9 protein-coding genes and 2 tRNA genes are annotated in these 11,744 nt (G+C 64.8%); 6 read left to right on the top strand and 5 right to left on the bottom strand.

What is annotated here, in order from left to right; genetic code table 11:
- Positions 1-104 precede the first annotated feature (104 nt).
- The 4 genes from AC51GT_RS00465 to AC51GT_RS00450 all read left to right on the top strand — a co-directional run bounded on the left by AC51GT_RS00465 (position 105) and on the right by AC51GT_RS00450 (position 3,957).
- Entirely contained in the window at positions 105-1,472 is a 1,368-nt protein-coding gene (locus AC51GT_RS00465) for an acyl-CoA dehydrogenase family protein (protein ID WP_496327516.1), read from the top strand.
- A gap of 64 nt (positions 1,473-1,536) precedes the next feature.
- Positions 1,537-2,760: an acyl-CoA dehydrogenase family protein gene (locus tag AC51GT_RS00460; RefSeq protein WP_496323428.1), complete on the top strand. Its 1,224-nt coding sequence runs from the start codon at positions 1,537-1,539 to the stop codon at positions 2,758-2,760.
- Positions 2,761-2,937: 177 nt separating this feature from the next.
- Complete coding sequence (locus tag AC51GT_RS00455) at positions 2,938-3,288, top strand: hypothetical protein (RefSeq protein WP_496327515.1); 351 nt, start codon at positions 2,938-2,940, stop codon at positions 3,286-3,288.
- Between the two features lie 336 nt (positions 3,289-3,624).
- Entirely contained in the window at positions 3,625-3,957 is a 333-nt protein-coding gene (locus AC51GT_RS00450; RefSeq protein WP_496327514.1) for a transglycosylase family protein, read from the top strand.
- A 172-nt stretch (positions 3,958-4,129) separates the two neighbouring features.
- Here the strand turns inward: AC51GT_RS00450 and AC51GT_RS00445 are convergent, their stop codons facing one another.
- The 4 genes from AC51GT_RS00445 to AC51GT_RS00430 form a co-directional block, all read right to left on the bottom strand.
- On the bottom strand, positions 4,130-4,612 hold the full coding sequence (locus tag AC51GT_RS00445) for a DUF5709 domain-containing protein (RefSeq protein WP_496327513.1): 483 nt from the start codon (positions 4,610-4,612) through the stop codon (positions 4,130-4,132).
- 147 nt (positions 4,613-4,759) lie between these two features.
- Positions 4,760-4,833: transfer RNA gene (locus AC51GT_RS00440), tRNA-Met, on the bottom strand.
- 207 nt (positions 4,834-5,040) lie between these two features.
- A tRNA-Met gene (locus AC51GT_RS00435) sits at positions 5,041-5,114 on the bottom strand.
- Positions 5,115-5,200: 86 nt separating this feature from the next.
- Positions 5,201-8,212, bottom strand: a complete 3,012-nt coding sequence (locus AC51GT_RS00430) for a UPF0182 family protein (protein WP_496327512.1) — start codon at positions 8,210-8,212, stop codon at positions 5,201-5,203.
- A gap of 261 nt (positions 8,213-8,473) precedes the next feature.
- On the opposite strand from AC51GT_RS00430, the gene AC51GT_RS00425 reads away from it, so the two are divergent.
- Positions 8,474-9,079: a PPA1309 family protein gene (locus tag AC51GT_RS00425; RefSeq protein ID WP_496323423.1), complete on the top strand. Its 606-nt coding sequence runs from the start codon at positions 8,474-8,476 to the stop codon at positions 9,077-9,079.
- 18 nt (positions 9,080-9,097) lie between these two features.
- Here AC51GT_RS00425 and AC51GT_RS00420 read toward each other — a convergent pair whose 3' ends face one another.
- A complete protein-coding gene (locus tag AC51GT_RS00420) occupies positions 9,098-10,153 on the bottom strand; it encodes a YlbL family protein (RefSeq protein WP_496327511.1) in 1,056 nt (351 codons plus the stop codon).
- A 138-nt stretch (positions 10,154-10,291) separates the two neighbouring features.
- Between AC51GT_RS00420 and AC51GT_RS00415 the strand changes: the two genes are divergently transcribed.
- The gene (locus AC51GT_RS00415; RefSeq protein WP_496327510.1) at positions 10,292-11,653 is read left to right on the top strand and encodes a zinc-dependent metalloprotease; all 1,362 of its coding nucleotides are present in this window, start codon (positions 10,292-10,294) and stop codon (positions 11,651-11,653) included.
- Positions 11,654-11,744 lie beyond the last annotated feature (91 nt).

Here is an 11,744-nt window from a genome sequence, read left to right as displayed (position 1 = left end):
TACTCCGGAGTAAGGTCGTTCTTACTGCTGAGTAAGATCAGCCCCTGTCCGGGCACCGTCCGGACGGCAGTCAGCCCGTACACGCACGAGACAAGCTGGTGAGAATGAGTACTCATACCGAGCCCCGCGACACGTCCGCTGTTGGCAAGAACCCCCGTCGACGCTCCGCGATCGGTACCGCAATGCGGGTGCTGACCACGGTGACGGGTTCCGAGTTCGCCGACAAGTACAAGATTCGCGAACCACTCAACCGGATTGCATACGAGGGCACCAAGACCGGATTCAAGACGATCGGCGCCGCCAACCGCGCGTTCGCCGCAGCACAGGGTGGCGGCAAGGCCAAGCGGCTGACCACCGCCCCCAAGGATTACTTCAACCTCTATCCGGACGACGAGCAGAAGATGATCGCGGACACCGTCAAGGAGTTCGCGGTCGAGATCCTGCGCCCGGCCGCCTACGACGCCGATGCCGCCGCTGCCACGCCACCTGAGATCCTCACCCGCAGCGCGGAATTGGGCATCACCATGGTGAACGTCCCCGAGGAGTTCGACGGGGCCGCCGGCGAGCGCGGCGTGGCCACCAATTCCCTGGTCGCCGAGGCGATGGCATACGGCGACATGGGCCTGGCCCTGCCTCTGCTCGCCCCGAGCGGCGTGGCCACCACCCTGACCCAGTTCGGCAGCGACGCGCAGCAGAAGACCTACCTGCCCGCCTTCGCCAGTGAGAACGTGCCACAGTCAGCAGTTGTCGTCGCCGAGCCGAGGCCTTTGTTCGACGCAATGTCATTGCAGACCAAGGCAACTCGCGTCCCGAGCGGATACCGGCTCAGCGGCGTCAAGTCGTTCGTCCCGGCCGCGGCTTCGTCGGAGTTGTTCATCATCGGTGCGCAGCTCGACGGTCGTCCCGCACTGTTCATCGTCGAGTCCGGCACCAAGGGCCTTGTCGTAGAAGCCGATCCGGGGATGGGTGTTCGCGCAGCCGGAATGGGCCGACTGCTGCTGACCGATGTCGTCGTACCCACCGGGGCGCTGCTCGGCGAAGAAGAGGGTGAGGCCGCAGCCGCGGCCTACCGCGACGTCGTCCGGCTCTCGCGCCTGGGCTGGTCGTCACTGGCCGTGGGTACCGCCCACGCAGTCCTCGACTACGTCATCCCCTACGTCAACGAACGCGAAGCCTTCGGCGAACCGATCTCCAATCGCCAGGCGGTGGCATTCATGGTGGCCAACATGGCAACCGAGCTCGACTCGATTCGTCTGGTCACCCTCCGCGGTGCCGCCCGCGCCGAGCAGGGGCTGTCGTTCGCCCGCGAGGCCGCCCTGGCCCGCAAGCTCACCGCCGACAAGGGCATGCAGATCGGCTCGGACGGTGTCCAACTGCTCGGCGGACACGGATTCACCAAGGAGCATCCGGTGGAGCGCTGGTTCCGCGACCTGCGCGGCGCCGCCATCGGCGAGGGCATCGTTGTCCTCTAGCGGACACCCGCCCACGGCTCCCCCATTCGCCCTGACGTCACTCTCTATCTGAAAGACAACAGATATGGCTATCAATCTCGAGCTTCCCCGGAAGCTGAACGCGACGGTCGACCAGGCCCACCAGGCCGCTGCCCAGATCTTCCGGCCCATCTCCCGCAAGTACGACCTGCGTGAGCACGACTACCCGGTCGAGCTCGACACCCTGGCGAGCCTGTACGACGGGCTGACCGAGGCCGGTGCTGCCGGCGCCGGGGCCGATGGTGGCCGCAGCCAGCAGAAGAACAAGAAAGAACTCCCCGCCGGCGCGGTGGTCAACGGCGGCAACATGCAGTCGGTGCTCAACGCACTCGAAACCTGTTGGGGCGACGCCGGAATGATGTTGACCATTCCGTACCAGGGCCTGGGCAACGCCGCCATCGCCGCGGTCGCAACCGATGAGCAGATCGCCAAGTTCGGCAAGGTGTGGGCCGCGATGGCCATCACCGAACCGAGCTTCGGATCCGATTCGGCCGCCGTGTCGACCACGGCCACCCGCGACGGCGACGACTACCTCATCAACGGCGAGAAGATCTTCGTCACCGCCGGTTCGCGCGCGAGCCACATCGTGGTCTGGGCAACGGTCGACAAGAGCCTGGGCCGCGCGGCGATCAAGAGTTTCGTGGTGCCCCGCGACAGCGAAGGCCTCACGGTCGTACGCCTCGAGCACAAGCTCGGAATCAAGGTCTCCGATACCGCCGTCCTGCGCTTCGAAAATGTCCGGGTCCCGGCCGAAAACCTGCTCGGCTCCCCGGACGTCGACGTCAAGAAGGGTTTCGGCGGGGTCATGCAGACCTTCGACAACACCCGCCCGCTGGTCGCCGCGATGGCTGTCGGTGTCACGCGCGCTGCACTGGAAGAGCTACGCAGACTGCTCGAGGAAGCCGGCGTCGAGATCGACTACGACAAACCGGTCAACAACCAACATGCCGCGGCGGCCGAGTTCATCCGCATGGAATCGGATTACGAAGCGGCATACCTGCATTCGCTGCGGGCGGCATGGATGGCCGACAACAAGGAGCCGAACTCGAAAGAGGCTTCGATGTCGAAGGCGAAGGCAGGTCGCACCGTGACCGACGTGACGACCAAGACCGTGGAGCTCGCCGGCACGCTGGGCTATTCAGAGCGTCTCCTGCTCGAGAAGTGGGCCCGTGACTCGAAGATCCTCGACATCTTCGAAGGCACACAGCAGATCCAGAACCTGATCATCGCCCGACGGGTTCTCGGCAAGAGCAGCGCCGAACTCAAGTAGGCATTGCGGCGATTGGGCACCGCCATCGCAGAGAGTCCCGCGGCATCGAGGGGTTGCCGACGGGACTCTCTGCGTTGTCCCGGCCAGGAGATTCCTCAGTGTCGATCCGAGTGCACGTCAGGCCAAGGTCGAGCCCAGAATCCGATTCGATGAGGCTGCCGCGTCCTGTACGACCTCATGACGGCAACGGCCGGCAAGCGGTATCGGATCCGCGATTTCGAGTACTACTCCTCCTGCTGGACGGGATACGAATCCCTGGGCGACGGACAACTGTTCTTTGCACGCAGTGGGAGCAGCGGCGGCGGGGTCATCGCCGGAGCCTTCGCGATGAAGTTCGCGCAGGCCCGCGACCGGACGCACCCACTGCACGGCGTCGGCGAGTTCAAACGGAGCTTCGGCGATATCACCGACCACCTCGGCGCCTATGACCTGCCACTGAATCCAATTGCGTTCAGCCTCTGGGACAAAGTCGGTGAACGCGAGGCCCGCCGGCTTTCACATATCGTCCGGCACGAGGTCTACTACTGACCGCAGCAGCACCAATAGACCGGCGAGTTCAACCCTGCGGCCCAACGGTTTTCGACGGCAGAACAAAGCCGACATAACCGGTGCCGCCATTGTGTTCCCCGCCACAATCGGTGTTCAAGCACGCATTTGAACTCCAGCGGATTTCTCCCCGCTGACCTGCGTCGAACGAAAACACAAGCAGCACTGTTCTTTTAGCACTGAAACACCTCCGCCGTGATCTTTCTGCGATCCGCCCGTACTGTCGCCAACGTGCTCAGGGACCTGGGTACGTCAACGGAAGATCACCGATCCCCCTGCTGCCCGATATTCGGGCGGTGCGGTGCGAGGAGGAAACCAATGACCGATATTCGTAAACTTGCCGTGCGGACCGCTGTGGCCGGTGCACTGACCCTGGCACCACTGGGTGCTTTTGCCGCCAATGCCTCCGCAGAGGGGACTCACAACTGGGACGCAGTCGCCCAGTGCGAGAGTGGCGGCGACTGGGCGATCAACACCGGCAACGGGTACTACGGCGGCTTGCAGTTCAGCCAGTCGACCTGGGAATCCAATGGTGGCGCCGGCGTCGCATCCGATGCGAGCCGCGAAGAGCAGATCCGGGTGGCCGAGAATGTCCTCGCCACACAGGGTGTCGGCGCGTGGCCGGTCTGCGGGCAGAATCTCTACGCCTGACCAGACCCATCAGTGGTCGCCGCCGGCGCCGAACGCCTGGCTCCGGCGGTGGCCACCACGCGATGCACGACTGCCGGCCTTCTCCGGCTCCACACCGGCCTATCGGCCCGTCCGCGAGGTGGCAGGGTGCCCCGGACCCGAGGGCACCCCCAGACGCTTGTTGCGGCCGAGGTCAGTCCTCGTCGTCGATGACGTGCACGGCGGCTTCTTCGGCCGAGGCCGCGCCGCCGTCGATTCCGGCGTCGGTCGCCACCCGTTCCTGGACGTCGTGGACCGCGGTCCCCTCGTCGGGCGCGACCAGTCGCCCGGCCCGCCGGTTGCCGACCTCGTCATCGAGTGGAAACTCGGGATCGTAGTCGGAATCGTCGCTGCGCCAATCGTCTTTCGGTGGCTCTGGCTGATACGCCTGCGCAGCGGGATCCGCTTCTTCCTCCGCCAGGTACTGGTCGAGGCTCTCCCCTGCGGCCTGCTCCGCGGGGGTCAGACCGAACTTGTCGGTACCCAACGGTCGTTCCGGCGGCGAGTAGCCCTCATCGAGGACGTCGTCGACGCCGCGGTCATCGAGGGTGTCACCGGGCTGGAGCTGATCGTCCTCGTCCAGGCTGTATTCGCCGGTCGAACCCTCCGGCGTGTGGTCGGGAAGTTCCTTCGTCATCCTTCTCACGATGCCACCAGGACCGGCCCCGCGCACCCCTCTTGCCGATGCGGATTCTGCAGACACCCCGCAGCTGCGAAACAGAACAACCGGCAGAGCAACGCAAAAGGCCCCCGAGACATTGTCTCGAGGGCCTCTTGACCTTCGTAGCGGGGACAGGATTTGAACCTGCGACCTCTGGGTTATGAGCCCAGCGAGCTACCGAGCTGCTCCACCCCGCGGTGTGAATACAACGTTACAGGGCAGGGCATCTGAAACCAAATCGCCTTATCTGACAACGTAAAACGGCTTCCGGCCGCCGCCGGAGACAGTCATCGTCGGGACAGAAACCATCACCCGCCCGGACCGCACGCCGGGGATTTGCTACCTGGTCACCGGACAACGCAAGAGGCCCCCGAGACATTGTCTCGAGGGCCTCTTGACCTTCGTAGCGGGGACAGGATTTGAACCTGCGACCTCTGGGTTATGAGCCCAGCGAGCTACCGAGCTGCTCCACCCCGCGGTGTGAATACAACGTTACAGGCCGACCCATTCAGTTCCAAATCGCCGGCCTGTAACGCGCATCACCTGCCCTGAGCTGCGCGGACGCTAACTCGTGGGCAATGCCTCGTATTCCGCGATGGCCGTCTGCAGATCAGACTGCGCCTTGCCGTAGGCGGTGAAATCGCCCGACCGCATGGCCTGCTCCATCGCCTCGATGGCCGTGTTCATCCGATCGATGACCGCGTCGCGCTCCGGCGAGGCCGGGACAGCGCCCTGTGTGCTCTCCGGCGTCTGCGCCTGCGCCTGCTCGGGTGTCGGCGTCTGGCCGTCCGGTGCAGGCGTGGTCGGTTCGACGTCGGCCTCGGATATATCGGCCACCGACGACGGATCGATCCCGACACCCCGCAGGGCACCGGCGACCGTCGGTGCGTACCCGATCTTGTTGTTGTACCGGACGATCACCCGGAACAATCGCGGGAAGGTACCCGCGGTGCTCTTGGCCTGTGCGTACATCGGGACCACGCTCAGGATCCCGTTGTCGCCCACCGGCAACGTCAGCAGGTTGCCGAACGTGACATTCGCGGTGTTCTCGAGGTTCTTTCGACTCTCGGCAACGCGGCCGTCGGTCTCCATCGCGCTGAACACCTGTTTCGGACCCTCGCGCTGGGTATTCGCCGGCAACGTCTTTATCGTCATCTGCCCGTAGTTCTTGGGATCGGACGACACGGTCAGATAGGCCGACAGGAACTCCTGCTTGAGCACGTTGAACACCGAGGTCAACTGGAACGACGGCTCCTTCGACTCCGGATCGGCGGCGACGAAGTAGTACGGCGGCTGATCGAGGCCCTGCGTGACGGCAGCACTGTCGGTGGGATCCGCCGGGACCGACCAGAATGCGTCACCCTGGAAGAAGGTCTGCGGATTGTCCACGTGGTACTTGGTCAGCAGCGACCGCTGGATCTTGAACAGATCCTCCGGGTACCGCACGTGCTCGCTCAAGCTCACGTTCTTGTCGAACTCCGCCCGCGACTCGACCGAGTCGGGGAAGACCTTCATCCAGGTCTTGAGGACCGGATCCTGTTCGTCGAATTGGTAGAGCTTGACCTCGCCGGAGTACGCGTCCACCGTCGCCTTGACGGAGTTGCGTACGTAGGAGACCTGCTTGTTGACCTGGGATCGGCCGGTCTGGCCCTGATTCAGTTCCTGCGCATCAGAAGTCGCATCGTCCAGCGACATCTTCTGGGCGTACGGGTACGCGTCGAGGGTGGTGTAGCCGTCCACGATCCACTTGACCGATCCGTCGTCCATCACCGCGGGATAGGTCTTGGAATCGACGGTGAGCCACGGCGCCGCCTTCTTCACGCGGTCGCGGGGGTCACGGTTGTAGATGATCTTCGAGTTCTTGTTGATCGCACCGGACAGCAAGATGTTGCGCTCGGTGTACTTGATCGAATACGCCATCCGATTGAACCAATTCGACAGCGGCACACCGGCAGCGCCCTGATAGGTGTAAGTCGAATCAGCCGTGTCGAACTCCCGGGACTGGCCGTTGTCCGAACCGACGATCGCGTAGTCGGGATTGACCTTGGCGATCAGCTCACCGAAGTAGATCCGCGGCTGCGCGACCTTGATCGGAGCGGTCTCCTTGTATTCCTCGGTCTGGTAGTTGCTCAGGTCGCTGACGTAGAACACCGGCTCGCCACCACCGCTGGTGACGTCGTTCTCGTTCGAGACGGCTTCATTGACAGTGTTTGCCGGTGCCGCGATGAATCCGTTGCCGTGCGTGTACACGGTGTGCTTGTTGAGCCAGTTCTGCTGGTTGGCCTCGAACTTGCTGGGATCGAGCTCGCGCGCCGCGACCACGAAATCGCGCAGCTGCCCGTCGACGGTGTACCGGTCCAGGGCCAGTTGGCTGGGGAATCCGTAAAAGTTCTGCTGGCGCTTGAGCTGGGTGAATGCCGGCGAGACGATATTCGGATCAAGGATTCGAATGTTGGACAGGGTTGGTTCGTCCGCATCGACCTGGGCCTGGTTGACCGGCTGGCCGGTCCAATTCTGTTGGTAATTGATCTTGTCCGCACCGATGCCGTATGCCTGCTCGGTGGCCGTGATGTTCCGGCTGATGAACTCGGCTTCTTTCTCCGCCGCGTTCGGCTTGACCGAGAACTGTTCCATCGCAGCCGGCCAGCCGACGCCGATGACCAGCGCCGAGAGCAGCATCATCGCGGTCGCCAGTGCCGGGATACGCAGATCCCGCAACACCACGCCGGCGAAGAAGGCCAACGCACAGATGATGGCGATGGCCATCAGGATCAGCTTGGACGGCAACACCGCATTGATGTCGGTGAAGCTGGCGCCGGTGAAGATCTCTTGCTTTCGGGTGCTGCTGAGCAGGGTGTAGCGATCGAGCCAGTAGGCCACCGCCTTGAGCAGCAGGAAGGTTCCGGCGATGACCGCGAGCTGGATGCGGGCCGCGTTCGTCAGCGATCCCCCACGTCCGGCCAGACGGATCCCACCGAAGATGTAGTGGGTCACCAGGTTCACGATGAATGCGATCACCACGACGACGAACAGGAAGTTCAGCACAAAGCGGTAGAACGGCAGATCGAAGGCGTAGAAGCCGACGTCGAGTCCGAACTCCGGGTCCTTGATCCCGAACGACTCACCGTGCAGGAACACCTGGATCGTCGCCCACGAACCCTGTGCCACCAGGCCGGCGAGAAGACCGACGAGCACCGACGGGATGATCGCGAACCAGCGGATCCGGCTCATCACGACCGTGCGGTAACGGGCGATCGGATCACCCGGACCGCTGGTCGGCACGAACACCGGCCGACTGCGGTACGCGAGCCAGAGCGCTCCGAAGACGATCAGGCCGGCGATGACGGCACTGATCCCGAACACGGCCACCCGCGTCCAGATGATCTTGGAGAAGACCGACCGATAGCCGATGTCGTCGAACCACAGCCAGTCGGTGTAGATCGAGATGAACCTCGGGCCCACCAGCAAGATCAGCAAGACTGCGACAGCGACTCCAATGAGCGCCTTGCTACGTCGCGACAGCGTTGGCATCGATGCCGGACCCCGGATTCCCACGTGAACTACTCCCAGTTTCATGCCGGACGCACCGCGGCCGGTCCTTGACGAACACTTTACTTTGCGAAAAGCCGCAGTCGGCAGGTGGTGAGAGCCGGGGAGCTGGCGGGCGGCGCGCAAGTACTGTGCATTCGCTTAGAACACTACCCATCCCCGAGCAGACCGACCTCGACTGCGAACTCGCGAGGGCTTCTGTGCCGCTTGTCACTGCCAACGGTCGATCGGCGACACCGGTTCCCGGGCGTTGCATAAAAGCCCGGTCGGCAATGCGACTATGGACACGTGACCGACCCGCAGCCACCCCTACTCTCCCCCGATGCCCTGGGCAGCGCGATCCGCGAAGTGATCGAGTTCGTCGACGCCGCCGGGTGGGGGCAACCCCCACAGCTGTTCGCCCTCGTGCCCACCGCGCTGCTCGCCGACACCCAGCCCGACTGGGTCGATGACCACGACACCTCCGAGTTGACGCTCATCGAGCAGGAGCCGCTGCCGGTCTCCCCCGAAAGCGGGATGGCCGAGCTCGAACACGTCCTGGCCACCACCAGCTGGCCGTCCGAGGTGGAAGGTTGCGCGCTGGTCCAGGAGATCATCGTGCTGCCGCCCGAGGCACAACACGACCTCGACGAAGCCGTCGGGCCGCTGGTATCCGACCCCGATTCCGCCGACCACGTCGCGCGGAGCGCCGCCGAAGCACTCCCGGACAGCCGGACCGCCCGACTGGCTGCCGCGGTCCTCCGTGATGGCCGGTCGCTGTGCCTGCTGCAACTGGCACCGGACGACGACGAGGAATCAGATGGTCCGATAGAGCTGCTGCAACATCCGGACCTGGCCCCGAACCTGGTGGCCGCACTGGCCGCGACGCTCGAGAACGTCCCGTTCGACGACTGAGCGACCGCGCACCGGCGATCAGCAGGTCGGCGGCGTCCGGCCGGCCTCGATGTCGGCCATCGCGTTGATCGCGTCGGGCAGTGTGTCGACCTTGACCAGGGTCAATCCATCCGGGGCGTCGGTCTTGGCCTCGGCGCAGTTTCCGGCCGGGACCAGGAATGCGGTGGCGCCGGCCTCCCGGGCCGCGCGCATCTTGTGAAGGATGCCGCCGATCTCACCGACGTCGCCCGATGAGTCGATCGTTCCGGTCCCGGCGATGAACTCCCCACCGTTGAGCTCACCGGGACTGAGCTTGTCGATGATGGCCAGCGCCAGCATCAGTCCTGCCGACGGTCCCCCGATGTCACCGACATCGAAGTTGATGTCCAGGTTGGGGTCGCCGTTCTGTTCCGACAGCGCGATCCCCAGGATCCCTCTGGTCTGGTCGTCGGGATCTGCCCCCAGCGTCACCGTCTCGGTCACGGGCTGACCGTCGCGGATGAGGTCGAGGGTGACCGGCGTTCCCGGCGGGATCTCGGCGAGAGCCTCACGAAGCGCGACGGACGTCGCGACCGCTGTGCCGTTCAGCGCGACGATCTCGTCGCCGTCCTGCAGCTTGCCGGTGGACGGGCCCTCGTCGTCGACTGCGGCGACCTCGAGATCGACGGGGCGGTCGAGATAATCCAGCGCGGCGATGGTGGCCGAATTCTCCGAACCCGTCATCTGCTGGCGGTTCTCCTGGTCGACCTCATCGTTGGATTTCCCGGGCGGATAGACCCGATCCCGCGGCTCGAGTTGGTCATCGCCCGACACCCACAGCCCGATCGCCTGGAAAAGGGTCAGGCCGTCGGTCACCGACACCGTCGTGAGGTTGAGGTTGCCGTTGGTCCGGTCCACATCGGCACCGGTGATCGAGACCACCTCGCGACCATCCACGGACCCCAGGGTGTTGACGGTCGGTCCCGGGCCGAGTGCCACGAAGGGCACCTTCACGAGGGTTCCGATCAACACGAACACGATCAGGAACGCGAGCGCGACCAGGAGGGTGACAATCCGCCGGTATCCCGGACCGATTCTGAGGGACTGCAGTTTCACCAGGCCCAGCGTAGAGGGTCGGCATCACGGTGCCCGCCATGCACTCGAACCGCGCGTTGACCGGCGGCGCCCCGGGTTTCGCGCAGAGCGGATCTGTGACGTTCGGGGTACTGCCCCATTCGCCGGTACCGTGGAGGCATGAATGACTTGCCCTTTGGTTTCTCCGCTTCGTCCGGCGACGACGGGGATGGTGATCCTGGCAAGAAGCCCGGAGACTTCGATCCCAACCAGCTCGGCCAGATGCTCTCGCAGCTCGGCCAGATGCTCTCGGGCATGGGCGCAGGCATGGGTTCGGGCGGCACCGGCGAACCGGTCAACTACCAGGTCGCCACAAGCCTGGCCCGCCAGCAGATCGGCAAGCACTCCCCGGTCAGCCAGGGTGAGCTGTCGGCGATCACCGATTCCGTCCGCCTGGCCGAGGTGTGGCTCGACACCGTGACGACGCTGCCCGCCGGTGTCACCACGACCGAGGCGTGGACGTCGGTAGATTGGCTCGAGAAGACGCTGCCGATGTGGAAGCAGCTGTGCAACCCGGTGGCCGAGCAGATCGCGGGCAGCTGGTCGACCAACCTTCCTGAGGAGGCCCGGCAGTTCGCCGGTCCGATGATGGGCATGGTCAGCCAGATGGGCAGCATGGCTTTCGGTACCCAGCTGGGCCAGGGCCTGGGCCAGCTCGCCCAGGAGGTGCTCACCTCCACCGACATCGGTCTGCCGTTGGCGCCCACCGGAACTGCGGTCCTGCTGCCGGAGGCGATCAGCACCTTCAGCGAGGGACTCGAACAGCCGAGCCAGGAGATCCTCGTCTTCCTCGCTGCCCGGGAGGCCGCGCACATCCGGCTGTTCGCCCACGTTCCGTGGCTGCGTCAGCGACTACTCGCAACTGTCGAGGAATACGCCCGCGGGATCAGCATCGATTTCTCCGGTATCCAGGACGCGGCCGCCGGCATCGATCCGGCCACTCTGCTGTCGGATCCGAGCAAGCTCGAAGAGCTGATGTCAGGAGGCGCGGCATTCGAACCGAAGACCACGCCGCAGCAGCAACATGCGCTCACCCGCCTCGAGACGCTCCTCGCACTGATCGAGGGCTGGGTCGAAACCGTTGTCACACAAGCACTGTCCGACCGGATCCCGTCGGTCGCCGCATTGACCGAGACCATGCGCCGCCGGCGCGCCACCGGCGGACCGGCCGAGGAGACCTTTGCCACGCTGATCGGACTGGAGTTGCGTCCGCGCAAGCTACGCGAAGCCGCCGACCTGTGGCGGAAGCTCGCCGAGTCCTCCGACATCGAGGCCCGCGACGGAGTCTGGGCACATCCCGATCTGATGCCCGACGCCGACGACCTCGATCATCCGGCCGCGTTCATCGACCGGGTGATCGGTGGCGGCAGCGACGCTTTCGACGATCCGATGGCGCAACTCGAGAAGACCCTGGCCGACGAGGCCCGCAAGCGCGAAGAAGAGGGCAAGGGACCCGCCGGCGGCGACACCCCGACCGTCTGATCAGCCATCCCTCGCACCAACGCCGTCTCGCCGCGTTCTCGCTGGTCACAGTCACGACGACCTGTGGATAACCGGCGGCTGAGGGCACCTG

Source organism: Williamsia sp. z34 (genome assembly GCF_059553395.1).
Note: the sequence above shows the minus strand (reverse complement) of the source record. Positions and strands in the feature narration are given on the sequence as shown.

Bases quoted from the DNA above. Each gene is read 5' to 3' on its own strand.
- AC51GT_RS00455 (WP_496327515.1), top strand. From the start codon at position 2,938: ATGACGGCAACGGCCGGCAAGCGGTATCGGATCCGCGATTTCGAGTAC.
- AC51GT_RS00465 (WP_496327516.1), top strand. From the start codon at position 105: ATGAGTACTCATACCGAGCCCCGCGACACGTCCGCTGTTGGCAAGAAC.
- AC51GT_RS00430 (WP_496327512.1), bottom strand. From the start codon at position 8,212: ATGAAACTGGGAGTAGTTCACGTGGGAATCCGGGGTCCGGCATCGATG.
- AC51GT_RS00460 (WP_496323428.1), top strand. From the start codon at position 1,537: ATGGCTATCAATCTCGAGCTTCCCCGGAAGCTGAACGCGACGGTCGAC.
- AC51GT_RS00445 (WP_496327513.1), bottom strand. From the start codon at position 4,612: ATGACGAAGGAACTTCCCGACCACACGCCGGAGGGTTCGACCGGCGAA.
- AC51GT_RS00450 (WP_496327514.1), top strand. From the start codon at position 3,625: ATGACCGATATTCGTAAACTTGCCGTGCGGACCGCTGTGGCCGGTGCA.
- AC51GT_RS00415 (WP_496327510.1), top strand. From the start codon at position 10,292: ATGAATGACTTGCCCTTTGGTTTCTCCGCTTCGTCCGGCGACGACGGG.